The 23,740-nt window shown below is 60.6% G+C and carries 19 protein-coding genes and 1 other RNA gene; 13 read left to right on the top strand and 7 right to left on the bottom strand.

Features of this window, described 5'->3' with window-relative positions:
- Positions 1–137: 137 nt before the first annotated feature.
- From AB5405_RS03035 to AB5405_RS03020, 4 genes are all read left to right on the top strand, one after another.
- Positions 138–383 carry a DUF6110 family protein gene (locus tag AB5405_RS03035; RefSeq protein ID WP_055250999.1) on the top strand — a complete coding sequence of 82 codons (246 nt, stop codon included), beginning with the start codon at positions 138–140 and terminating at the stop codon, positions 381–383.
- A 78-nt stretch (positions 384–461) separates the two neighbouring features.
- Positions 462–2,477: a heavy metal translocating P-type ATPase gene (locus tag AB5405_RS03030; RefSeq protein ID WP_368137553.1), complete on the top strand. Its 2,016-nt coding sequence runs from the start codon at positions 462–464 to the stop codon at positions 2,475–2,477.
- 144 nt (positions 2,478–2,621) lie between these two features.
- Positions 2,622–2,975, top strand: coding sequence for a hypothetical protein (locus AB5405_RS03025; protein WP_368137552.1), 354 nt, complete (start codon positions 2,622–2,624; stop codon positions 2,973–2,975).
- Positions 2,972–3,487, top strand: coding sequence for a type II toxin-antitoxin system VapC family toxin (locus AB5405_RS03020; RefSeq protein ID WP_368137551.1), 516 nt, complete (start codon positions 2,972–2,974; stop codon positions 3,485–3,487). The genes AB5405_RS03025 and AB5405_RS03020 overlap by 4 nt, the downstream gene beginning before the upstream one ends.
- 58 nt (positions 3,488–3,545) lie before the next feature.
- On the opposite strand, the gene AB5405_RS03015 is transcribed toward AB5405_RS03020, so the two are convergent.
- Complete coding sequence (locus tag AB5405_RS03015) at positions 3,546–3,980, bottom strand: hypothetical protein (protein WP_368137550.1); 435 nt, start codon at positions 3,978–3,980, stop codon at positions 3,546–3,548.
- 239 nt (positions 3,981–4,219) lie between these two features.
- Here AB5405_RS03015 and ssrA point away from each other — a divergent pair.
- From ssrA to AB5405_RS02975, 8 genes are all read left to right on the top strand, one after another.
- Positions 4,220–4,583: a transfer-messenger RNA gene (gene ssrA, locus AB5405_RS03010) on the top strand.
- A gap of 679 nt (positions 4,584–5,262) precedes the next feature.
- Positions 5,263–6,141, top strand: coding sequence for a patatin-like phospholipase family protein (locus AB5405_RS03005; protein ID WP_271738508.1), 879 nt, complete (start codon positions 5,263–5,265; stop codon positions 6,139–6,141).
- A 193-nt stretch (positions 6,142–6,334) separates the two neighbouring features.
- Entirely contained in the window at positions 6,335–6,778 is a 444-nt protein-coding gene (gene rplM / locus AB5405_RS03000; RefSeq protein ID WP_022094635.1) for a 50S ribosomal protein L13, read from the top strand.
- A gap of 2 nt (positions 6,779–6,780) precedes the next feature.
- Complete coding sequence (rpsI, locus tag AB5405_RS02995; protein WP_022094634.1) at positions 6,781–7,176, top strand: 30S ribosomal protein S9; 396 nt, start codon at positions 6,781–6,783, stop codon at positions 7,174–7,176.
- A gap of 123 nt (positions 7,177–7,299) precedes the next feature.
- A complete protein-coding gene (glmM, locus tag AB5405_RS02990) occupies positions 7,300–8,637 on the top strand; it encodes a phosphoglucosamine mutase (protein ID WP_368137549.1) in 1,338 nt (445 codons plus the stop codon).
- A 101-nt stretch (positions 8,638–8,738) separates the two neighbouring features.
- Positions 8,739–9,206: a PTS sugar transporter subunit IIA gene (locus AB5405_RS02985; RefSeq protein ID WP_346982314.1), complete on the top strand. Its 468-nt coding sequence runs from the start codon at positions 8,739–8,741 to the stop codon at positions 9,204–9,206.
- 271 nt (positions 9,207–9,477) lie between these two features.
- Positions 9,478–10,206, top strand: a complete 729-nt coding sequence (gene nagB / locus AB5405_RS02980; RefSeq protein WP_195233705.1) for a glucosamine-6-phosphate deaminase — start codon at positions 9,478–9,480, stop codon at positions 10,204–10,206.
- 448 nt (positions 10,207–10,654) lie between these two features.
- On the top strand, positions 10,655–13,654 hold the full coding sequence (locus AB5405_RS02975) for an AfsR/SARP family transcriptional regulator (protein ID WP_368137548.1): 3,000 nt from the start codon (positions 10,655–10,657) through the stop codon (positions 13,652–13,654).
- Positions 13,655–13,723: 69 nt separating this feature from the next.
- Here the strand turns inward: AB5405_RS02975 and AB5405_RS02970 are convergent, their stop codons facing one another.
- The 6 genes from AB5405_RS02970 to AB5405_RS02945 form a co-directional block, all read right to left on the bottom strand.
- Positions 13,724–14,023, bottom strand: coding sequence for a YhbY family RNA-binding protein (locus tag AB5405_RS02970; protein ID WP_006234690.1), 300 nt, complete (start codon positions 14,021–14,023; stop codon positions 13,724–13,726).
- A 158-nt stretch (positions 14,024–14,181) separates the two neighbouring features.
- Positions 14,182–15,012, bottom strand: a complete 831-nt coding sequence (locus AB5405_RS02965; protein ID WP_368137568.1) for a methyltransferase domain-containing protein — start codon at positions 15,010–15,012, stop codon at positions 14,182–14,184.
- A 373-nt stretch (positions 15,013–15,385) separates the two neighbouring features.
- Positions 15,386–16,750 carry a PFL family protein gene (locus tag AB5405_RS02960; RefSeq protein WP_117843357.1) on the bottom strand — a complete coding sequence of 455 codons (1,365 nt, stop codon included), beginning with the start codon at positions 16,748–16,750 and terminating at the stop codon, positions 15,386–15,388.
- 108 nt (positions 16,751–16,858) lie between these two features.
- Positions 16,859–19,414, bottom strand: a complete 2,556-nt coding sequence (locus AB5405_RS02955; protein WP_368137547.1) for a homocysteine S-methyltransferase family protein — start codon at positions 19,412–19,414, stop codon at positions 16,859–16,861.
- Between the two features lie 9 nt (positions 19,415–19,423).
- Positions 19,424–20,212: a hypothetical protein gene (locus AB5405_RS02950; RefSeq protein WP_368137546.1), complete on the bottom strand. Its 789-nt coding sequence runs from the start codon at positions 20,210–20,212 to the stop codon at positions 19,424–19,426.
- Positions 20,212–21,084, bottom strand: coding sequence for a methylenetetrahydrofolate reductase (locus AB5405_RS02945; protein ID WP_138339668.1), 873 nt, complete (start codon positions 21,082–21,084; stop codon positions 20,212–20,214). The genes AB5405_RS02950 and AB5405_RS02945 overlap by 1 nt, the downstream gene beginning before the upstream one ends.
- Before the next feature lie 427 nt (positions 21,085–21,511).
- Between AB5405_RS02945 and AB5405_RS02940 the strand changes: the two genes are divergently transcribed.
- Positions 21,512–23,599 (top strand): glutamine synthetase III family protein, encoded by a 2,088-nt coding sequence (locus tag AB5405_RS02940; protein ID WP_368137545.1) that lies wholly within the window; start codon positions 21,512–21,514, stop codon positions 23,597–23,599.
- The last annotated feature ends 141 nt before the right edge of the window (positions 23,600–23,740 follow it).

Genomic DNA, 23,740 nt, shown 5'->3' with positions numbered 1-23,740 from the left:
CCATAGTTTCCAAAAGGTTAACTTTGGTTGACCGTAATAGTTCGACTAAACTAGTTTCAAAAGCGTACTCGAGCAAACTAATGAACTCGGGTGCTAAGGCACCATGCCGCGCTTGTGCGGCAAAAGGGAGAAGCAACATGAAGAAGTCGACTTTTAACACCCTGCTTGTCGGTGGCGGTTTTCTGCTTGGCACGGCCGGCATCAAGCTGCTTACCAGCGCTCCGGTAAAGAATGCCTGCGTGCAGGGTATCGCGTGCGGCATGCGCATCAAGAACGGCTACCAGGACATGGTCGAGCAGGCCAAGGCTAATGTCGACGACATGGTTGCCGAGGCTGCTTACATCACCCAGAGCGAGGCCGCTGCTGACGAGGCAGCCGAGTAACGCTCTCAGGCACAAATTATGAGATTCTCGATTATTAGCGAGATCCCCGGCAGGACCCGTCTTCAATTGGCGGGTCCTGTGCCAGAGAGCGATCTCGACGCACTTCTTAAGCTCAGCGGCGATATCGACGGCGTGCACAAGGTGCGCGTTTATGGCCGCATTGGCCAAATGGCGCTGGAGTACGACGAGCCGCGCCGTGCGAGCGTGCTCGACGCCCTGGGCGCACTCGATGCTCAAGCTATCGCCGATGCCAAGTCGGGCTATGTGATGCAACTCGAGCCGCGCAAGCACAAACTCGTTATGGACCTGGCGACACTCGTCGGCGCCCACTACGCGCGCCGCTGGTTCTTGCCGACGCCTCTGCGTGCGGTGTTTGTCGTGGCCGGTTACATGGCATTTTTGCGCGCTGCTCTTCATGAGCTGGCGCAGCCACGCCTGACCGTTCCTGTGCTCGATGCTTCGGCCATCGGCATTTCGTTCGTCAAACGTGATGTCGACACCGCGGGCCAGACAATGTTTCTGCTCAACGTGGGCGAGCTGCTCGAGGACTACACCCGCGCCATGAGCGAAAACGAGCTCATCAACTCGCTGCTCGATGTGCCCGACAAGGCGCAAAAGGTCGTCGGCGACACCGAGGTAAGCGTTGCCGCCACCGAGCTTGAACCCGGCGATCTGGTCGCCGTGCGCACCGGCATGTCCATTTGCATCGACGGTGTTGTCGAGCAGGGGAGCGCTATGGTCAACCAGGCGACCCTGACCGGCGAGCCGCTGGCCGTCGAGCGCAGCGCGGGGGATGATGTATTCGCCGGCACCGTCGTGGAAGACGGCAGCATCTTGGTGCGTGTGCGCGCAAATACGGCGCAAACCAAACTGCGCTCAATCGTCTCGCTCGTGCAGACGGCCGACTCGCTCAAATCCGAGGGCCAGTCGCACATGGAAGACCTCGCCAACAAGATCGTCCCGTGGAACTTCCTGCTCGCGGGCCTGGTTGCGCTTACCACCCGCAGCCTCATCAAGACCTCGGCGGCGCTGATGGTTGACTACTCGTGTGCACTTAAGCTCACGGGCTCCGTCGCCGTCATGACCGCCATGAGCGATGCCGCCAAGATGGGCGTGATGGTCAAGGGCGCCAAGTACTTTGATTCGTTTGCCAAGGCCGACACCATTGTGTTTGATAAGACCGGCACGCTCACCGAGGCGCAGCCGCGTCTTGCCTGCGTACTCACCACCGATGGCTGGAGCGAGGACGAGATCCTGCGCCTTTCCGCTTGCTTGGAGGAGCATTTCCCGCATCCGGTGGCGCGTGCCGTGGTCAACGCTGCTCACGAGCGTGGGCTCGAGCACCGCGAGCGTCACGCTGCAGTCGAGTATATTGTGGCGCACGGCATCGCTTCGTCCATTGAAGGGCGTCGCGCCATCATCGGTTCCGCGCACTTTGTATTTGAGGATGAGAGCGCGCAGCTCGAGTCCGACATTAAGGAGCAAATCGAGTCCCAGATGCAGGGCCTGTCGCCGCTGTATCTGGCGGTCGATGGCACCGTTGTGGGCGTGCTCGGTATCGAGGACCCGCTCAAGGCCGGGGTCCGCGAGGCCATCGCCGACTTGCACGCGTTGGGCGTTAAGCACGTGGTCATGCTCACGGGCGACTCGGAGCGCACAGCCGAGCGCATTGCTCGCGAGGCAGGTGTCGACGAGTTTAAGGCCGAGCTGCTGCCCGAGGACAAGTACGCGTATGTCGAGCACATTAAGGGCGAGGGGCGCCACGTTGCCATGGTGGGCGACGGCGTCAACGATTCGCCGGCGCTCGGTTTGGCCGACGTGGGGCTGGCAATGGGCGGTGGAAGCGACATCGCCAAGGAGGTCGCCGATATCATCCTGACCGATACGGATCTCGCCGCGATCGTGCGCCTGCGCCGCATGAGTCAGGGGCTTATCGACCGTCTGACGAGTTCGTATTCCAAGGTGATGCTCACCAACTCGGCGCTGTTGGCATTGGGTATTACCGGTATGATTACTCCGCAGGCGTCGTCGCTGCTGCACAACGGCTCAACGATCGCCTACAGCCTGGGCAACGCAAAGGCGTACCTGCATTAGCAGACGTGTTCGCCCACGTTATCTGGCCTGCGCCCGGACGGCATCGGTATTGTCCGGGCGCAGGCCTTCTTTTGTTTGACGAGATGTTAGCTCAGATATATGCTCGTGCTAGCACTGCTAGCAAACGCTGAAGGTGAGGTTGAGATGGCTACCGTTGGCAGCATGGCGCAGGTGAATGTTCGCGTAGATCGCTCGGTTAAAGGGCGCGCCGAGGAAGCGCTGCAGCTTTCGGGCAGGTCATTGCCCGAGCTCATCAAAAAGGTTGTTGCCAAGGTCGCACAGGGTGGCGGGCAGTGCGAGGAAGTGCTTACGGCCGTCGACGACCGGCAGCAGACCGTCGCGCCCGATACGCCGTTCGCTGCATCATGGGCGGCGGCAGACCGGCTTTATGTAGATTTGGGTATCGCTACGTCGCCCGTATCCGACGATCGCGGTTGGGACGCAATCTATTCCGAAGCCATGGATGAGCATTATCGCCAAAAGGGGATGATCCAGTGAATGGGGCGCCTCTCAAGATCATGGTGGACGCCAACGTATGGGTTGATTCGTTTTGCGTCGACCATGCCGAGTCGCTTGCCGCGCGTGCGTTTATTGGGCGGGCGACGGAAACGGGGGCATTGCTGTTCTTTCCGGTGCATATCGCCAAGGACGTGCTGTACGTTGTCCAACACGAACTGAAGCGCAGCGTTCTTGCCAGCGGGGGAGCGCTCGACGAGGCATCTGCCCGTGCAATTGGCGATGCGGCGTTGGCGTTTGTTCGGAACATGACCGAAAACGCCACGGCCGTGGGCGCTGATGCATCCGATCTGTGGCTAGCCGACAAATATCTGACGCTCCATCGCGATTACGAGGACAACTTGGTGCTCGCTGCATGCAAACGCGCGCAGGTCGATTACTTGGTGACCAACGATCGCAAACTGCTCGAACATGCCGATCTTGCAGCAAAGACCCCGCGTCAAATGATGCCGATCCTTGCTTTGGCCGAACGCGGCGGCGTGGCTATCGGTTGACGCGAACTGTTTGCGGGCCTCTTGGACGACGATGCGCCAAGGGGCCCGCGTGTGCTATTTACAAAAGCGCGGCCTTGATGGCGGGACTTTCGGCGAGCTTCTCGGCAGCCTTTTCGTCGGAATCGTTCAGTGCTGCCAGGCTGCGGTAGACCCACTCATTGACCTGGGTGTTCTTGACGCCTGCGGTCTGCATAAGGGCGCCTACCTCGCGGATTGCTGCGAGCAGATCGGCTTTGGGACCCGCGAGCTCGACCTCGATGCCGTGGTAGGCGGACACACCGCGGTTCTCACTCACATGGTCGATAAAGCCCTCGACGGTCTCAAGCTGCTGGGCGAGAGCTGCATTATCGTCGGCGTCCAGCGCGACGAGTGCGTTCGATACCGTGAGGGCGGGATGTCCGCAGGGGACAAAGCCTTCGATGACATCCATAGCTTCGGTAATGGTTGAGCCCAGGCCTGCGAGGGCATTGACGAGTTGCTGTTTGGTATCCATAACGGTCCTTTCGACGTGTCAATTTTGCTTGGCGAAAATATACGTGACGCGATCGGTAGCAAAAGTGCGAAGTGCGGCGCACATTGGGGTCTTCACAGCTCGTGCATAGAACAGCTGTCTGCCTTTAGAACGTGGTAAGATAGCTATCCACGAGCGGGGTTCACCCCGCGTGTTCCTTGAAAAGTCGACGGTTATCGGGTGTTTGCAGGCCCGATGCCATCCAGACTTTCCCGACATTCGGGGGCGACTGGTTTCGACACGATAGCTCTGAGAGAGGAAGCAAGCCGAGGTCTCCTCGCCTCGTTAAACAGGGGTACCGTCAAATTGAATTGACAACAACTCTTCTTTTGAGCCTATGGCTCTCGCTGCTTAGTTTATAGCGGCGCGTCAACCCGGTGATTTCCCCGACACCGGCGCGACGTCATTTTAGGGGAATGCTCCTGCGCACGTAATCGGTATGGCGCGGGCTAAGACCGAACCGGTTAGGACGCCGCGAGCGTGTCGCTGCGCGCAAAGCGTCCGAGACTAAACCAGCGACTGAGCTTGGAGATGCCAATCAGGGGGCTTTCGTGGACCGGAGTTCGATTCTCCGCGCCTCCACCAATAGTTACAGGCAGGTAGAGAAGTGTCTCTACCTGCTTTTTTATTACTTACAGATACCGCGGAGAATCGAACTCTGCGCAGGGCGCGGGCGTAAAGAAAACGCTTGAGCGTTTTTAGCCCGCGGGCGAGGACGCCGGCAGGCGGCCGAAGCCGGTGCGGATTTGCGAAGCAAATACGCGGATTCTCCGCGCAAACCTTCGACTCAAAACGGATGCGATGTTTATCGAATTTAAGCTGGCCAAGCCCCGCATCAAAGGATTCCCCGCACCGCGGAGAATCGAACTCTGCGCAGGGCGCGGGCGTCAAGCAAACGCCTCAGTGACGCAGAGTGGGACGCGCTTTCCCAATGGCAGCCCAGGCGGAAAGCGCGTCCCGGAATCCGCGCTCAGACTGGGACGTAGTTTCCGGATGATGCCTCAAGCGGAAACCGCATCCCGGAATCTAAGCTCGAAATGGGATTCATTTTCCTGATGACGGGCTCAGCGGAAAATGCGACCCGGAATTTGCTCTGAGAATGGGACGCGCTTTCCCAATGGCGGTCCAAGCGGAAAGCGCATCCCGGAATCCCGCCTCAAACTGGGACACACTTTCCGCTTCACCTGCCGCCTCAAAAAACCTGCGCGCTCGCCATCTCAAAACTGAGTAGAAGAAAGCCAAAACGCAATCGCAGGAGGTCAATATGACTGCAGAAGATAAGGCAAAGAACGCCGGCAAGGTCGCGCTCGTCTTGGAGGGTGGCAGTTTTCGCGGGCAGTTTACCGCGGGCGTGCTCGACGTTCTCATGGAGGCCGGCGTCGAGATTCCGGCGGTATATGGCGTATCGGCCGGCGCCCTCAACGGCGTGAACTACAAGTCGCACCAGATCGGCCGTGCCAACCGCATCAACCTGGCTTTCTGCAACGACAACCGCTTCATGGGCGCCGCGTCGTTTGCGGCTACGGGCTCTATCGTCGGCTACGACTTTATCTTCAACGATGTCCAGGACCGCCTGGATCCCTTTGACAACGAGACGTTCGACGCCAGCCCCATCGAGATGTACGCCGTCGCGACGGACATGCTCTTTGGAACCGCTGCCTACCTGCCGGTCAAAAGCGCCGTACTTGACCTCGACGCTGTGCGCGCATCGACCTCGTTGCCGCTGGTGACACCGCCGGTCGAGATAGACGGGCACAAATACGTCGACGGCGGCGTGGCCGATTCGGTCCCCATCGAGCATGTGCTCGAGGAGGCGGGCTTCGACCGTGCGGTTGTCATTGTCACGCAGGACCGTTCATACGAGAAAAAGCCCTACGAGTTTATGCCCGCCGCACGCGCCCGCTATGCTGACTACCCCTATCTGCTCGAGGCTATCGAGACGCGCCACGACCGTTACAACATCCAGCGCATGCACCTGTGGAAGTATGAGCGCGAGGGCCGCGCGTTGGTCGTCGCTCCGCAAAAGCCGGTCGAGGTCGGCCATGTCGAGCACGATTCGGCAAAGCTCCTCGACCTGTATATCCAGGGCCGTCAGGAGGCAAAGCGCCTGCTCGCGGAAATACAAGAGTTCGTTGAGCGCTAACGACGGCGAACCCTCAAAAAATGGCAACAGCTAAAGAGCTGGAAAATCACGGCTCGTGGATGACATGTGCAGAAACTCTGGTCGGAGCCAAAATACCTGTTGACTCGTACGGCGAGCGGGGTAATATGGACGGGTTACTTGCAGAGCCCCGTGAATCTCTGTAACAACACGTACTGTACATGGAGGAGTCTAAGTGATTTCGAAATCGACTCACTACGCCAAGCAGGGCGAGGTCCAGCGCAACTGGGTTCTCGTCGACGCCGATGGTGCTGTCCTGGGCCGTCTTGCCACCCAGATCGCAATGATCCTGCGCGGTAAGAACAAGCCCCAGTTCACGCCCAACAGCGACTGCGGCGACTTCGTTGTCGTCATCAACGCCGATAAGGTCCAGCTTACCGGTAACAAGGCCGACACGAAGACCTATTATCGCCACAGCGGCTACAACGGCGGCCTCAAGGCTGAGAGCTTCCGCCAGGCTATGGAGAAGCACCCGGAGAAGGTCATCGAGCGCGCCGTTCGCGGTATGCTGCCCAAGACCACCCTCGGCCGTGCCCAGATGACCAAGCTTAAGGTCTACGCTGGTGCCGAGCATCCGCATGCTGCCCAGAACCCCACGAAGATTGAGCTGGAGGCTTAAAGATGGCTGAGAACACCGTTGTCTACCAGGGTACCGGCCGTCGTAAGAACGCCGTCGCCCGCGTCCGTCTCGTCCCCGGCACCGGCAAGGTGACCATCAACAAGCGTGACGCCGAGCAGTATTTCGGCCGTCATCAGCTCGTTGAGAACGCCCTTGCTCCCTTCAAGGTGACCGACACCGCCGGTCAGTTCGACGTTATCGCTCTGTGCGATGGCGGCGGCATCTCCGGCCAGTCCGGCGCTCTGCGCCTGGGCATCGCTCGCGCTCTTCTGAACGCTGGCGACTACCGTGCTGACCTCAAGAAGGCCGGTTTCCTTACGCGCGATGCTCGCGTGGTCGAGCGCAAGAAGTACGGCCTCAAGAAGGCCCGCCGCGCTCCCCAGTTCTCCAAGCGCTAAGGTTTTATCTCCTTTCGAGATACAATGTACAAGCGGGGCCTGCCGATTCCTCGGCGGGTCCCGCTTTTCTTTTTCGACTAGGGTGGGCGGTTGCATATCGCCTGCTAGGGAAGGAGCAATCCTATGCCCCAGAACATCTTCGGTACCGACGGCGTCCGTGGCGTCGCCAACGCCGATCTTTCGTGCGACCTCGCGTTTCGTCTGGGCCGCGCGGCGACCAAGTTCCTTGGTCCGGATATCTGCATCGGCCGCGACACGCGTCTTTCGGGCACCATGCTCGAGAGCGCTCTGACCGCCGGCATTATGGCCGAGGGCGGCCGTCCGCACTGCTGCGGCGTCATCCCCACGCCTGCCGTGGCGCTGCTCACTGTTCAAAACGAGCTCGATGGCGGCATCGTCATCTCCGCTTCGCACAATCCGCCGGAGTTCAACGGTATCAAGTTCTTTAGCCGCAAGGGCATGAAGCTTCCCGATGCTGTCGAGGAAGAGATCAGCGCCTGGGTCATGTCCGAGGAAGCCATGGCTGCCGATACGCTGCCGACCGGTGCCGGCGTGGGCCACATCATCAAGATGAAGGACGCCCGCAAGGCATACGTCGACCACGCCATCGATACGCTTGATGGCCTGAGGCTCGATGGCCTGGTCGTTGCCGTCGACTGCGGTCACGGTGCTTCCTGCCAGACCACGCCCGCCGCGCTGCAGCGCCTGGGTGCCACGGTCCATGCCATCAACACCGATTACTGCGGCACCGACATCAATGTCGAGTGCGGCTCTACGCACCTCGAGCCCCTGCGCGAGCTCGTGCTGCGCACCCATGCTGATATCGGTCTGGCCCACGACGGCGACGCCGACCGCGTACTGTTCGTGGACAGCGAGGGCAATGAGATCGACGGTGACTACATCCTGGCTATCTGCGGTTCTGACCTTGCCGCTCGCGGCAAGCTCGCCAACTCCGAGATCGTCTCGACCGTCATGTGCAACCTGGGCTTCTCCATCGCTATGAAGGAACAGGGCTTCGAGATGGTTCAGACCGCCGTGGGCGACCGCTACGTTCTGGAGCGCATGCTCGCGGATGGCGCCGTCATCGGCGGTGAACAGTCCGGCCACATCATCTTCCTGGAGCACAACACCACCGGTGACGGCCTGGTGACGGCTCTGCAGCTGCTGGCCGTGCTCAAGCGCACCGGTCGTACCCTCACCGACCTTGCCGGCATCATGAAGAAGTACCCGCAGGTACTCGTCAACGTGCATTCCGACAACAAGGCTGGTCTGGACAATTGCCAGCCTATCTGGGATGCCGTCGCTGCTGCCGAGAAGGAGCTTGACGGTCGCGGCCGCATTCTGGTGCGCCCGAGCGGTACCGAGCCGCTGGTCCGCGTGATGGCCGAGGCCGAGACGCACGAGCTGACCCAGCGCGTTGTCGACGACATCGTCGAGGTTGTCAAGCGCGAACTTCCCTAATGGTCAAAAACCGGTGCCAAGTGGTAAACTGTTAAGGTTATTTTGATTGATTGGTATGTCCGAGGGGGAGCATGTTCACTAAAGTCCTAAGGTCTTTTGGTATGCGTGGTCGAGTCCTTACGCTGGATGCTCCCATCTCGGGCGACGTCATTCCGCTTTCCGAGGTAAACGACCAGACGTTTGCCACCGGCCTTTTGGGCCAGGGCGTGGCGATCCGGCCCACCGGAACGCGTGTGATTGCACCGGCTGACGCCAAGGTCGAGGCCATTTTTCCCACGGGACACGCTGTTGCGCTTAACACGGCCGATGGTCTGGACGTGCTCATCCACGTTGGTTTGGACACTGTTCAGCTCGAGGGCAAGCACTTTACCGTACATGCGCAAGTGGGTGACATCGTCCATAAGGGCGATGTACTCATTGAGTTCGATCGCGAGGCAATTGCTGCCGAGGGCTACGATGTGACGGTTCCCATCTTGGTGTGCAACTCCGTTGAGTTCTCGAGCATCAAAGGCTCCGTTGGTGTGCATGTCGAAGAGATGGACCAGCTCATCGTTGCTCGCGAGCGCTAGCAAGTGCACGTGGCCATTAGCCTACAATTCAAACACGTTTACGGAGGGCGCCCTTGAAAGAGGACGCCCTCCGTGGCAAGATGGGAAACGTCCGAGGCTAAACAGCTTCGGGTCACCGTGGACGGGCAGGGGCCTCGACGCGGCTAGACACGAGACACATACATTACGCGACCTCGCCCTGGTGGCCGCACACGTTGGTTGCGGCCGACGCGGGCCGCGGGCAAGTGCTTGTAAGGGAGCCTTGCCTCTCTTGTACGAGAAAGGACGCGTAATGAAGATCATTAAAGCTAAAGACTACGAGGATATGAGCCGCAAGGCCGCCAATATTATCTCGGCGCAGGTTATCCTCAAGCCCGACTGCGTGCTGGGCCTTGCCACCGGCTCCACCCCGATCGGTGCCTACAAGCAGCTCGCTGCTTGGTACAAGAAGGGCGACGTCGACTTTGCCGAGGTCAGCACCTACAACCTGGATGAGTATCGCGGCCTTTCGCATGACGATCCCCAGAGCTATCACTACTTCATGCGTGAGAACTTCTTCGATCACATCAACATTGACCTGAACAACACGCATGTGCCCGACGGTTCCAACCCCGATGCCGCCGCTGCCTGCTCTGAGTACGACAAGATCGTCGCCGCCGCCGGTTACCCGGATCTGCAGCTGCTCGGTATTGGCAACAACGGCCACATCGGCTTCAACGAGCCCGATGACCACTTCTCCAAGGGTACGCACTGCGTCGACCTCACCGAGAGCACCATTCAGGCCAACAGCCGCCTGTTCGACAGCATCGACGATGTTCCCCGTCAGGCCTACACCATGGGTACCCAGACCATCATGTATGCCCGCATGATCCTGGTCGTCGCCAATGGCGAGGCCAAGGCTCAGGCCGTGCATGACATGTGCTATGGTCCGGTTACGCCCGAGTGCCCGGCTTCGATTCTGCAGCTGCACACCAACTGCGTTGTCGTTGCCGACGAGGCCGCCCTTTCGCTCTGCGAGTAGCGCGAATCCTGCAGCTCGACATAGCCTTGCCTAAGGCCTCCGCTTTGCGGGGGCCTTTTTGCTATCCTTTTCCGCCCACTTGACCAAAATCTTGCCGCAAGCTTGACGAATGCCGGATGTCCAACAGCTTGATTCATTCTATACCAGATTCTATGCAAAAATGCCACTAGAAGGTCGTAGACGGTAGCGGGTGCTAGGCGAGTTGAATGACATGGCTGAACCTTGTTCATCTGCGTTACACTGCCGCTTAGATGGGACAAGCTGACAAGCTCATTTACCTGCTTAAAGACCGATTAGTCGGGGGATTAATAACAATCGGCCCTCGCTGTACAAAAACTTGCCGCTTGCGTACCAAAAGACAACCTAAAACACAAGGTCGCTCTATTCATAGCGCGGCTTGTATGGTCTTGCGGCTACAGTGTCCATACGGTCGAGTTGAGGAGCGGGCATGGTAAACGATTTGAGCAGTATGGACGACCTCGAGCTGATGCCGCTGGGCGGAGGCTATATGGTGCGACGCGAACGCTTGATGAATGAGCTTATCGCCAAGGGCCGAAAGGCCGGCATTGTGGTTCTTTATGCGCCCGACGGGTTTGGGAAGACCTCGGTGCTGCTGCAGTACACCCATGAGGTTAAATGCGACCCGACGCGAGGCCCCGTGCGGATTATCGAGGCCGATCGCGCCATTGGGCGCGAGGTGTTTATGCAGCTCGAGGTGGTTACCGAAGAACTCAAAGACAAACCGCACTCCCTTATCGCGATTGATAATGTGCCAAACCTCGATCAGCACGATACCGAAGACCTCATCGACAGGATTCGCGGCCTGCGCGCTATGGGGGTAGGGGTCTTTATCTCCTGTCGTCCTTCAAATCGTCAGCTGATTCATGGGCTGGGCGATTCGGTTAAGATCAATGCGCAGATGCTTAAGGTGCATGCCTATGAGTATTCGGCGTGGGCATCGGCGTTTTCGATCAGCACATCGCTTGACTTTTATCAGCTCACGCAGGGCGTGCCCGAGCTCGTTTCGGCATTGCAGACGGGTCTGTATGGCCAAGGTGACGTAGCCGGTCTGCTCGAAAACGAGATTGTCAACGTATATGGCGCGGCACTTGCCGATCTGGCTTCGCTCGACAATAATGCGCTGTTTTGCGTGGCATGTCTCATGGTTTTGATGGGCGAGGGCAATATCGCAGAACTCGAGGCCTGTGGGGTGAGGCTGTCGATGGTCGACCAGTCCTATTTTGTGCGCGACTACCCGATCTTTGGCTTGGATCCCGCCGAGCGGAGTTTTACGTGTCTGGGCACGGAGGATAACGGACGCTTGCGCTTGCGTAAGTTGGTGGCCGAGGTCCGCCCCGAACTTGTTCCGAGGGCGGCCCGGATTTTGCTTAAGGCGGGCCGATGCGATGCGGCGATGGGCCTGGCGGACGCCTTTTTGGACCGTGAAGCGGTCCTTGAACTTGCTGGGCAGTATGGGGTCGATCTGGCTCTGACGGGGCACGGGGCCGATATCTGCCGAGCGGCGCTGGGCACGATCGATGCCGACGATCCGGCTCCAGAGCCAACGCCCGCCGAGGCGCTCGCCGTATATCTGGCAGCGGTCAGCGTGTCCAATACAAAGCTCGCTCGCTATATGGCATCGGTTATCGAGCGCGGGGGCGAACGGGCGGCCTGCGAAATAGACCCTGTCTCATGGAGGGTGGCCCAGACACTGACAGCTGTTTGCTATGGGGACAACGGGCTTGGGCTCCCTACGAACCTGGCCGTGCCAGAAATCGAGACATCCCATACCGCACTCGATATGTTGTCTGCGCATATCGAGATCAAGCGATGCCTGACCGAACGGGGAGATGACGGCGGCGTTCTACAGCAGCTCAAAACGAGCAGGGCCTACGATTGCGAGCTCGACATCGTGGGGATTGTTATACGGGCCGATAGCATGCTGGTGGAGCTCTTTGACGGGTCGTTTGCGGGAACCGACGAGCGCGACGACGAGATGACGGTGGTGCGGGAGGCGCTCGACGTACGTGGGCTTAAGGCGATGGCTATCTGGGTGCGCATGGTGTTGGCGGCACGGCGGCTCCTTTCCGGCTTGCCGGTAACCGACGATGCGGCGTTCAACGAGCTCGATCGTTTTGCCGTGCGCATGCGCGACAACCAGATTCAGCTGTTTGGCCTGTTGCTAGAAGGCTGGCAGTCGCTGGCAGAGGGACGGCCGGTTAATGCAAAGTTCCGTGCGGTCCAAGTGCTCAAACTTGCCGAGGAGTCGATTGCGTACATGCGCGATAACGCATTGCTGCTGGAGCGTGCGGCATATCTGCGTAACACCTCGATGGTTTCGGTTCGCGAGGAAGCGGAGCTACTCGATATAAGCCAGACGCAGGTTGGTGGCGCAGAAGCCTGGATGGTGGCGCTGCATTTGGCCTGTGCGGGCCGAGACAGCGACCTTGCGGCCTGGATGTCCATGAATCGTGCGGGGATTCTAGAGCCATCGTATCGGCTCTTTGCGCGCCTTGCCATGCATTGTCTGGGCGAGCCGGCGGGCAGGATACGCAAGAAGCTTCCCGTGCGCGAGCTGTCGCGGTACTCGCTGCGCGACGATTTGGAAGGGGAGGGCGAGCGTCTGTTCCAGGCTGGCGAGGTTGAAGCCGTTGATACCATCGACCATATCGAGATTCGCATGTTTGGTGCGTTTCGCGCCGAGCGCGACGGGTTTCCCATCACGGACAAAATGTGGCGCCGCAAGAAGGCGGCGACACTTGCCGAGCGGCTTGCGCTGGGCATGGATGCGCTCGTCGATCGTGAGACGCTGGCCATGGAGCTGTGGCCCCATGCCGAGTTCAATAGCGCCCGCAACAACCTGTACTCGACGATATCGCGCTTGCGGTCGGCCTTGGGGCCGACGCCAGACGGCAAGTCGTGCGTGCTCATCCAAAATGAATGCATCGGACTCAACGGCGACTACGTCAAGACCGATGTACGGCTGTTTGACCAGATAAGCCGCGAGGTTTTGGGAAATCGCACGGGTGCGCGCGGGCCCCATTTAGTTGAACTGTGCCTTAAGATTGAGCAGCTTTATGCCGGACCGCTGTATGTTCCCAATGGCTGTAATCCCACCTACTTTTTGCGTATGCGACGCATTATGCAGTCAAAGTACATCGATTGCATGATTAAGGGGGCCAATGCCGCTCTAGAAGAAAACGATCTGCAGTCGGCGATTTGGCTGGCGGAGTCGGGGCTTCGGCAGGAAACGGCGCGCGAGGATATGGTGCGCTGCGCCATGCGCGTCTACAGTGCGGCGGGGCGGCGGCGCGATATCGTCGAGCTATACAGCGGGCATATGCACCATCTGAGGGAGCAGGTCAATGGCGTGCCCGAGCCCGAGACGCGGCGTCTATACGAGCGCTTGGTGGAGGGGCGGCTCAATCGCGTGCTGGTCGAGCGATAAAAAACGGGCGCCCAAAGTACTTGGGCACCCGTAAGCTTGCTATGTGTTGGCTCGCCGGATCATTGGCTCTTAGACGAGCTTGATCTTCTCGATGTCCTTGCGCGAGGACTCGCGATACAGCGAGAACTTGCGGCCGATGACCTGGACGACCTCGGCGTGGCAGCGCTCAGCGAGCTCTTCGGCGGCCTCGCGGGCGGAAAGGCTGGAGCCATCGAGCACGGAGCACTTAACGAGCTCGTGCTTCTCCAGGTAGGCGACCGTCTGCTCGACGGTGCCCTCGTTGACGTCGGACTTGCCGATGATGATGGCGGGGTTGAGGTGATGGGCCATGCTGCGAAGCTGCTTGACCTGTGCTCCTGTCAGTGCCATGGGTTCTCGCTTTCTATGTATGGGGCGCCCCGCGACGGGGCCTTAATCTACGTGAGCTGTCCCACGATAGCGCAGGAACGGCGGTGTGTGGAGCGCGTTCGCCCAGTTCAAAAAGAATGCGGATGCCGAGCGGGTGGGCGGTGCGGGCTGCGAACGGGCTATGAGCTGGGCGCAGAGACCGGCTCCCATGCAATAAACGCCCAACGAACCTTGCGGACATGATCGAGCATATAGCGCCCCTGCGGCACGCCCTTGGAGCCCGGCTCACCGGCATGGGGGTTCTCAATCATGTGTTGAGCGATGTAGTCGCGCAGGCGGTCAACCTTATCCTCGTTGCCATGCTCGAGCATACGGGAAAAATCTGCTACGCCCGCTTCAAGGTTATCGAAGGTATCGCGACGAGGCGATTCAAAGTACGTAACCTGCGGCAGGGCACCCATCTGAATGAGGATATTAAAAGCATACACAAAGCCATTACTGCAGGTAACCGAGGCACCGATGGCGTTCATCAGGTGCAGGTCATAGCGCGGGCTGGAGTTGGCGACCATCGTGACAGCACAACGCCGACGAGCCGTACGATCAAGCTTGGCAAGTGCACCTTTTAGATTGGTCGTCGTAACCGACCGACTAGCAAAGGCAACATCCACCGCTTTCGCGACCGGTCCAACCAAATCCCAATCATCATCCCAAGCAAGCTCAAGCGGCGTTATGCGCCCCTCGAGCTCGTAGTACTCAATACCAGCATCAAGCGTGCCCAGCATAGCGGGGGAGAAGTCAGCCGCAATCACAGGATGCCCAGCCTGAGCAAGCGGAATAGCAATCGACCCAGCCCCACACCCCATATCCAGCACGGATTCACCAGGCTTTAACGCCAACAGCTTTATAAAATCCCGAGCATAAGGGGCAGTCTCCAACGGCCGAAAATGCCGAGCCCTTTTATCCCACTCAAAAGAATCATCAGCCCGCCGCCGATCAGCTTGCAGACGCATCCACTCCTGGTTCCAATCTGTGGAAAGCAGCTCAGAACGATTCTCCCCATCAACCACGGGCCAACCTCCTAGCAACAAAAAAGCGACTCCTCCCAAAAGAAGAGCCGCAACCAGCATATATCAGAAAGAACCGTTCCAACGCCAAACCGCCCTCACAACCAAGGCGGGCAGGAGCGAAGCGACTGCCATACGGGATAGAACCCAACTGAGGTCCCGTTGTGCGGGAGCCCCGGGGAGGGCAAATATATAAGGTCGATCGCGAGTTCCGCACGAGCCGGAGAGCACTTAATGTGCTCTCCGTGCGAGTCAGGACTGTCCGAGCAGGCGACCTTATATATTTGCCCTCCCCGGGGCTCCTCGCCAGTCCCCTCAGCTAGTTCTTGAGCGAGTTCAGCGGTGCCGGGAATCGACCACCACGGTGGGCAAGCACGGTGCCGGCGTTGGGGTTCACCGGCATGATGGGCGCACGGCCGAACAGGCCGCCGTACTCGACGCAGTCGCCCACGCCCTTGCCGATGGCGGGGATCACGCGGACGGCCGTGGTCTTGTTGTTGATGACGCCGATGGCCATCTCGTCGGCGATGATGCCGGCGATGGTCTCGACCGGGGTGTCGCCGGGGATGGCGATCATGTCCAGGCCAACGGAGCACACGCAGGTCATGGCCTCGAGCTTCTCGAGCGAAAGCGCACCGGCCTCGACGGCGGCGATCATGCCGGCGTCCTCGGACACGGGGATAAAGGCGCCGGAGAGACCGCCCACGCTGGAGCTGGCCATGACGCCGCCCTTCTTGACGGCATCGTTGAGCATGGCGAGCGCGCAGGTCGTGCCGGGGCCACCGCAGGTGCCCACGCCGATGATCTCGAGGATACGGGCAACGGAGTCGCCGATGGCAGGCGTGGGAGCCAGTGACAGGTCGACAATGCCTTTCTCGACACCCAGACGGCGGGCGGCCTCGCGGCTCATGAGCTCGCCGGCACGGGTGATCTTAAAGGCGGTCTGCTTAATCTTTTCGGCGACCTCCATCATCGATGCGGAATCGGGCAGCGTCTCCAGGGCTGCGGCCATAACGCCGGGGCCCGAAACGCCTACGTTGATGACGGCGTCGGCCTCGCCACCGCCGTGGACGGCGCCCGCCATAAACGGGGAGTCCTCGACCATGTTGGCAAAGCAGACAAATTTGGAAGCGCCGACGGAGTCCTGGTCGGCCGTGAGCTTGGCGGCATCGATGATGGTCTGGGCGGCCATGAGCACGGCGTCCATGTTGATACCGGCGCGCAGGCTGGCGACGTTGACGCTGGAGCAGACACGGCTCGTGGTGGCGAGCGCCTGGGGGATGGACTGGATGACGCGGCGGTCGGCGTCGCCGATGCCCTTCTGGACGAGTGCGGAGAAGCCGCCCAGGTAATCGATGCCGAGCGTCTCTGCCGCGCGGTCGAGGGCGTGCGCGATGGGGGTGAGGTCCTCATCCTTGCAGCACGCGGCGATCTGCGCCACCGGGGTGACGGAAACGCGCTTGTTGACGATGGGGATACCGTACTCGCGCTCGAGGTTCTCGGCGGTCTCGACCAGATGCTCAGCCGTGTGCGTCACGTGGTCGTAGATTTTCGTGCACATGCGGTCGAGGTTCTCGTCGCCGCAACCCATGAGCGAAACACCCATGGTGATGGTCCTGATGTCGAGGTTCTGTTCCTCAACCATGCCGCGGGTTTCCGCGATTTCTGCGGGCGTGATCGCCATCCTTGCGCTCCTATCTGCCAAAACGAGCATAGTCTTATCTATTCTAACGTGCCGCACGTGCCAAGTGGCGCGTGCGTCACGTTTTGGTGCTCGGTTGTTTCCGTTGTGTTACTGCCCAAAGACCTCTTCGGCGATGCGAGCGCTTTCGGCGGCGTCCTTGGCGTAGTAGTCCGCGCCGATCTGCTTGGCGTATTCGGGGGTGAGTACGGCGCCGCCCACGATGATCTTGACGCCCGGCACCTCAGTATGAAGCAGCTTGATGGTCTCCTCCATGGCGACGACTGTGGTAGTCATAAGCGCCGAGAGGCCGACGAGTTTGATGTCGCGCTCCTTGACGGTCCTGAGCACCTCCTGCGGGTCGACGTCACGGCCTAGGTCAAAGACGGTATAGCCGTAGTTGTCGAGCAGCATTTTGACGATGTTCTTGCCGATGTCGTGGATGTCGCCCTTGACGGTGGCCACGCAGATCTTGCCCTTGTCGGCAATCTCGCCGGCGGGCATCAGGCGCTTGATGGTGTCGAAGCCCACACGCGCGGCCTCGGCCGAGGCCATGAGCTGCGGCAAGAAGAACTTGCCCTGGTCAAAGAGGACGCCAACCTCGTCGAGGGCGGGGATAAAGTGGTTGTTGATGAGGTCCATAGCGTCGTGGTCGGCCAGCAGGCGCTCGGTCTCGGCCGCGATTTCGCCCTTGCGGCCCGAGACGACCATGTGGCGGATGGGGTCGTCCTCGGCGCTTGCAGTGGTGCTTGCGGCAGGCGCGGCATCGCTCGATGCAGACTGAGCGGCCGCCGGGTTCGCGGCGATCTTATACGGGTCGGTCCAGCCGGCGTAGCGCTCGATGTATCCGGTCGAGCCCTCGTCCTCGACGCTCAAGACGCGATAGCTGTAGACGGTGTCCATAAAGCGCTTGGAACCCGGGTTCATGATGGGGGCGTCCAGACCTGCACCAAAGGCGGCGGCCAAAAAGACCGAGCCCAGCAGCGGGCGGGCGGGCAGACCAAAGCTGATGTTCGACACGCCGAGTGCGCACTTGACGCCCAGGCGCTCCTTGCACATAGACATGGCGCGCAGGATCTGCTCAGCCTGGCACTGGTTGGTCGAGGCGGTCATGACTAGGCAGTCGATGAGGATGCGGTCCGGGCCGATGCCGTAACGGGCGGCTTCGGCCACAATACGCTCGGCGATGGCATAGCGTGCCTCGGCGGTATCCGGGATGCCGTCCTCGTCGAGCGTGAGGCCGACGACGTTGGTGCCGTAGTGGGCGACCAGCGGAAAGATCTCATCCATGATCTGCTGTTTTCCGTTAACCGAGTTGATGATGGGCTTGCCGGCGTAGCGGCGCACAGCGGCCTCGACGGCGGCGGGGTCGGTGGAGTCGATCTGCAGCGGCAGCAGCGTGGAGCCTTGGAGCTGCTCGGTCGCTTGCTGGATGACCTTGACCTCGTCGATCTCGGGCAGGCCCACGTTGACGTCCAGGATGTCGGCGCCCTGCTCCTGCTGGCTGATGCCCTGGCTCACGACGTAGTCCAGGTCACCGTCGCGTAGGGCCTGCTGCAGGCGCTTTTTGCCGGTGGGGTTGATGCGCTCGCCGATGACGGCGATCTTGTGGCCGTCGCAGGGGAGGTCCACGACCGTCTGGGCGCTCGTGACCGACATGCTGGGCTTGCGGTGACGCGGGCTGGGCGTGTGGTTGTCGATAAGCGTGCGCAGGGCGGCCATGTGCGCCGGCGTGGTTCCGCAGCAGCCGCCCACGACGCTCACGCCGTCCTCAATCATGCCGGCGACGGCCCCGGCGTATTCGGGTGCCTGGATATCAAAGACGGTATTGCCGTCATCGTCCACGCGGGGCAGTCCCGCATTGGCCTGCACCATAACGGGTTTGTCGGTGACGGTGAGCATACGTGCAGCGAGCCCTCGGAGCTCGGCCGGGCCCTGGCTGCAGTTGATGCCCAGGACGTCGGCACCGATGGCGTCGAGGGTGATGGCGGCGACCTCGGGGCTCGTGCCCAAGAAGGTGCGGCCGTCTTCCTCAAAGGTCATGGTGGCAAAGACGGGCAAGTCGGAGTTCTCGCGGCAGGCGAGGACTGCCGCCTTGATCTCGGCCAGGTCGGTCATGGTCTCGATAATAAAGAGGTCGACGCCCGCAGCGACGCCGGCGCGCACCTCCTCGGCAAAGAGGTCGTAGGCCTCGTCAAAGCTGAGGGTGCCCAGGGGACGCAGCAGGGCGCCGATGGGGCCGATGTCGCCGGCGACGTAGCGGGCGCCGGCCTCACGGGCGCAGGCGACAGCGGCGGCAAAGACGTCTGCCACGGTGGCGGCTCCGTCGAGCTTGTGGGCGTTGGCGCCAAAGGTGTTGGAGGTGATCACGTCGCAGCCGGCCTCGACGTATTGGCGCTGAATGTCGGTAATGACCTGGGGCTCCTCAAAGTTGAGCAGCTCGGGCAGGGCGCCGGCCTTCATGCCGGCCGCCTGCAGCATGGTGCCCATGCCGCCGTCAAACAGCAGGTGCCCCGTGCCCTCGATGGCGGCACGCAGGCGGTCATCCTTAATGCGCAGGTTGTCGATCGTGCGCGTCTTGTATGCAGTGCCGTTGCAGCGCGCAGCATTGACAGGTGCCGCCAGCGCGGCACCGTCCAGATCATGAGTGATAAGCGGAGTAAACATCGATGGCTCCTAATGGCTGGAATAGCAGGTAGTGTGGGCGGCGCGGAAGCGGCAGTGCTCACGCATACGGCAGATATTGCAGGTGGGGCGGCTCTGGGCGTCGTGGACTTCGCCGTCGAACAGACCAATCACCGCGGTCACGCTCTTGGTGGGCATGAGCAGGCTGGTGGGGGTGACGGTAAGTCCAATGAGGCGCGTGGCGTTGAGCGCATTGACGATCGAGCGCTGGGCCGAGAGCGGGCAGTCGCCGTAGCCGGGGCTAAAGCGCCAGTTGCCGGCGAGCCCATGAACGGCGGCGTCCGTCTTGACCTGCTGGTCCATTTGCTCAACGGCGGCTTCCACGTAAGCGGAGCACGCGGCATCGAGCACGGCTCCCTCTAGGGGCTGCTGGGCTCCCGTGGTGCGCAGGCGACGCTCGGCAGACATCCCGAGGGTGCAGGCCATGAGCGCGGCAAAGCGGGCGTCTTTGAGATGTCGATAGATATCGCGACCGCGCAGCTCAACGTTGGTGCCGACCAGACGGATGCAAGGCTTGCCCTGCTCGTCCACACCCGTGGCGTCGACGGCAAACACGCGGCGCACGCCGCGGGGTTCGATATCCAGCTCTAGGCGCTCGACTACAAGCTCAATTCGTCGTGACAGCTCGGGCTCAATCTGCTGGCCGCCGTAGCCCAGATATCGCAGCATCTCGGCACGGTCGACACGAGGGTGGTGGGCAGCATCGATACGGTAAAGCGCCGGCGACGCAAGGTCGGCCGGCACTTCAACAACGGTTGTATCGACGTGCGGTTTTTCCATTACCCCAGGCGCTCCATAATGGTCGCGGCGATTGCAGGACGGTTCATAGTGTACAGGTGCAGACCGTCGGCACCGTGCTCCTTAAGGTCGCAAAGCTGACGAGCAGCATAATCTACACCGGCTGCCTGCAGGCTCTCGGGGTCGTTCTCGTACTTGGCGAGGATCTTGATGACGGGGGAGGGCAGCGACGCGCCGCACATAAAGACCATGCGACTAATCTGCGACTTGCCCATAAACGGCATGATGCCCGCGGTAATGGGCACGGTGATGCCGGCCTTGTCGGCAAGCTCGCGGAAGCGATAGAAGCACTCGTTATCAAAGAAGAGCTGTGTCACAAAGAAGCTCGCGCCGGCGTCTTGCTTTTGTTTGAGGTGCTCGACCGAGAGGTTGAGATCCTCGCAGGCAATGTGGCCCTCGGGGTAGGCTGCGGCGCCCACGCAAAAGCCGGCGTCGACGAGCTCGGGGATGAGGTCACGGGCGTAGGCGTAGTCGGAGGCGGGCTTGTCGTCCTCGGTCGCGCCAGCGGGAAGATCACCACGCAGGGCCAGGATGTTTTCAACGCCGGCGGTGCGATACTCGTCGATCTTGGCGGCGATATCGGCGTGCGAGCGGCCCACGCAGGTAAGGTGTGCCACCGAGGGTGTATCGAATTCGCTCGTAATCATATGCGCGATGGGGGCGGTGGTGGCGCCGTTGCCCGAGCCGCCGGCCGAGCAGGTGACCGAGACAAAGCTCGGCGAAAGCTTGCACAGATTGCCTGCCACCTCGCGAGCCGTGTCGAGGGTAAGCTCGCCCTTGGGCGGGAACATCTCAAACGAAACGGGTGCGGTGCCCTGGGATGCTGCCTGCTTAAAAACCTCGTCGACGCGCATATCGTGCTCCTTTAGATACGTAATAGTGTGATGTGTTTTAAGGATTCTACAGCACCGCTGTGTCACGGTGGAGTTTCACTCGCTATTTGGGGATACCAATCGAAAATGCTTCGCTATCGGCATTTCCTATAACAGGGCAGTCAATGTAGGATGGGGCTATATTGAATGGTATCTGATGCGAAATACCAGTTAATAGAGCCCCATCCTACCATTGACTACTCTTAAACCATGGGGAGAGGTCTGCAATTTATGCAGTTGATTGGCTGTTGAGGGTGGCAACGCCGCCTCGATAGGGTAACCTCATTGATTGGTTTCGCGACAGCAACATAACGGTAATGTCGCGGAAACACGGCGAGTCTAAGCTATGACTCGTTCGTTAGTAATCAACACCGCTTCTCACGCGGTGCCGATACGAAGGGAGTTCCGTATGGCCGAACTTACTGACCGCTTCGGGACCATGGTGTTCTCTGAGGAAGTCATGAAGGACTACCTCCCCAAGGACATTTGGAAGCGCCTTGCTGCAACCCTCGAGGGCGGTGAGCCGCTCGACCTGGATGTGGCCAACGCCGTTGCCCATGCCATGAAGGTCTGGGCCATCTCCAAGGGCGCGACGCACTACGCGCACTGGTTCCAGCCTCTTTCGGGCATTACTTCCGAGAAGCACGACAGCTTCCTGGAGCCCAACCACGACGGCACCGCCATTACCAAGTTTACGGGCAAGAACCTCATCCAGGGCGAGCCCGATGCCTCGAGCTTCCCCAACGGCGGCCTGCGTGCCACCTTCGAGGCTCGTGGCTACACCGCTTGGGACCCCACCAGCCCCGCCTTCATTAAGGACGATGTCCTGTGCATCCCCACGGCTTTCTGCTCCTACACGGGCGAGGCCCTGGACAAGAAGACCCCGCTGCTGCGCTCCATGACCGCGCTCTCGCGTGAGTCCAAGCGCGTTTTGGCGCTGTTTGGTAAGACCCCCAAGAAGGTCGTTCCTTCCGTGGGCGATGAGCAGGAGTACTTCCTGATCAAGAAGGACGCCTACCGCAAGCGCAGAGATCTGGTCATCACCGGCCGCACCCTCTTTGGCGCTGCCCCCTGCAAGGGCCAGGAGCTCGAGGAGCACTACTTTGGCGCTATCCGCCCCACCGTCTCGGCCTATATGAAGGACCTGGACGATGAGCTGTGGGCGCTTGGTATTCCCGCCAAGACCAAGCACAACGAGGTCGCTCCTTGCCAGCATGAGCTCGCCCCTGTCTATGGCGAGGTCAACGAGGCCATCGACCAGAATCTGGTCATGATGGAGAAGATGAAGCTCATCGCCTCCCGCCACGACTTGGTCTGCCTGCTGCACGAGAAGCCCTTCGAGGGCATCAACGGTTCGGGCAAGCACAACAACTGGTCGCTTGGCACCGAGTCCGAGAATCTGCTCGATCCGGGCGACACTCCGCTCGACAACCTGCAGTTCATCGTCTTCCTCACCGCGGTGATCGAGGCCGTCGATAACTATCAGGAGCTCCTGCGTGCCTCCGTTGCCTCGGCCGGCAACGACCATCGTCTGGGCGCCAACGAGGCTCCTCCGGCGATTATGTCCATCTTCCTGGGCGACCAGCTTACCGAGGTCGTCGAGAAGATCATCGATGGCAAGGCTTCCGTCCATGCCACGCGCGGCGTGCTCGACCTGGGCGCCGATACCCTGCCCAAGTTGATGCAGGACAACACCGACCGCAACCGCACCTCCCCGTTCGCCTTCACCGGCAACAAGTTCGAGTTCCGTGCCTGCGGCTCCGAGCAGAACGTCTCCGACTCCAACCTGGTGCTCGATGCCGCCGTGGCCAAGTCGCTCAAGTCCTTCGCCGACGCACTCGAGGGTACGCCCGAGGATAAGTTCCAGGACGCCGCGCTCGAGTACTGCAAGAAGGTGCTGACCGATCACCAGCGCATCCTGTTCTCCGGCGACGGCTACTCCGATGAGTGGCCCGTCGAGGCCAAGAAGCGCGGCCTTGCCAACAACAAGACCACGGCCGACGCCCTGCCCGCCTTTGTTTCCGATAAGGCCATTGCGCTCTTTGAGGAGACGGGTGTCCTGACCAAGGCCGAGGCCCAGTGCCGCTACGACTGCAAGCTCGAGAAGTACAACAAGCTCATGAACATCGAGGCTACCACGATGGTTCGCGAGGCGCGTCGTACCTATCGCCCGGTCATTACCGCCTACGCCACCAAGGTCGCTAAGGGCCTTGAGACTATTCGTGCCGCCGGTGCTGAGGCCGCCATGCAGTGCGAGCAGAACACGCTCAACAAGCTCTGCAACGGCATCACCGCCATCAACGACTCTATCAAGGCGCTCGACGCCGTGCATCAGAAGGCCGAGGCCCTCGATGGTCAGGAGCAGGCCAATGTGTACGCACACGAGGTCGTTCCCGCTATGGATACGCTGCGCGCCGCCGTGGATGCCATGGAGGAGATCGTGGCCGCCGACTACTGGCCGGTCCCGACCTACGACGACATCCTGTTCTACGTGTAGAGCGTAACTGACATATCGTCACGGTATTGAGCCGGGGTCCGCATCATGCGGGCCCCGGTTTTTGTTCAAGACTTTAGTCTGCTGGCCGCGCAGCGGCCAGCTTTAAACCACCCGCTACGCGGGTGGAGACAAACGGCTTTA

Origin of the sequence: Collinsella aerofaciens (assembly GCF_040920445.1) — a bacterium.
In the GTDB taxonomy this organism is placed as follows: Bacteria; Actinomycetota; Coriobacteriia; order Coriobacteriales; family Coriobacteriaceae; genus Collinsella; species Collinsella aerofaciens_BH.
The sequence above is the reverse complement of the archived record's forward strand: the minus strand, read 5'-3'. Positions and strand labels throughout refer to the sequence as shown.

Coding starts and splice junctions, on each gene's coding strand:
- AB5405_RS03025 (WP_368137552.1), top strand. CDS start 2,622: ATGGCTACCGTTGGCAGCATGGCGCAGGTGAATGTTCGCGTAGATCGC.
- AB5405_RS02985 (WP_346982314.1), top strand. CDS start 8,739: ATGCGTGGTCGAGTCCTTACGCTGGATGCTCCCATCTCGGGCGACGTC.
- AB5405_RS02970 (WP_006234690.1), bottom strand. CDS start 14,023: ATGGCACTGACAGGAGCACAGGTCAAGCAGCTTCGCAGCATGGCCCAT.
- AB5405_RS02975 (WP_368137548.1), top strand. CDS start 10,655: ATGGTAAACGATTTGAGCAGTATGGACGACCTCGAGCTGATGCCGCTG.
- AB5405_RS02965 (WP_368137568.1), bottom strand. CDS start 15,012: ATGCGTCTGCAAGCTGATCGGCGGCGGGCTGATGATTCTTTTGAGTGG.
- AB5405_RS02945 (WP_138339668.1), bottom strand. CDS start 21,084: ATGCGCGTCGACGAGGTTTTTAAGCAGGCAGCATCCCAGGGCACCGCA.
- glmM (WP_368137549.1), top strand. CDS start 7,300: ATGCCCCAGAACATCTTCGGTACCGACGGCGTCCGTGGCGTCGCCAAC.
- nagB (WP_195233705.1), top strand. CDS start 9,478: ATGAAGATCATTAAAGCTAAAGACTACGAGGATATGAGCCGCAAGGCC.
- rpsI (WP_022094634.1), top strand. CDS start 6,781: ATGGCTGAGAACACCGTTGTCTACCAGGGTACCGGCCGTCGTAAGAAC.
- AB5405_RS02960 (WP_117843357.1), bottom strand. CDS start 16,750: ATGGCGATCACGCCCGCAGAAATCGCGGAAACCCGCGGCATGGTTGAG.
- AB5405_RS02950 (WP_368137546.1), bottom strand. CDS start 20,212: ATGGAAAAACCGCACGTCGATACAACCGTTGTTGAAGTGCCGGCCGAC.
- AB5405_RS03005 (WP_271738508.1), top strand. CDS start 5,263: ATGACTGCAGAAGATAAGGCAAAGAACGCCGGCAAGGTCGCGCTCGTC.
- AB5405_RS02955 (WP_368137547.1), bottom strand. CDS start 19,414: ATGTTTACTCCGCTTATCACTCATGATCTGGACGGTGCCGCGCTGGCG.
- AB5405_RS02940 (WP_368137545.1), top strand. CDS start 21,512: ATGGCCGAACTTACTGACCGCTTCGGGACCATGGTGTTCTCTGAGGAA.
- AB5405_RS03035 (WP_055250999.1), top strand. CDS start 138: ATGAAGAAGTCGACTTTTAACACCCTGCTTGTCGGTGGCGGTTTTCTG.
- AB5405_RS03015 (WP_368137550.1), bottom strand. CDS start 3,980: ATGGATACCAAACAGCAACTCGTCAATGCCCTCGCAGGCCTGGGCTCA.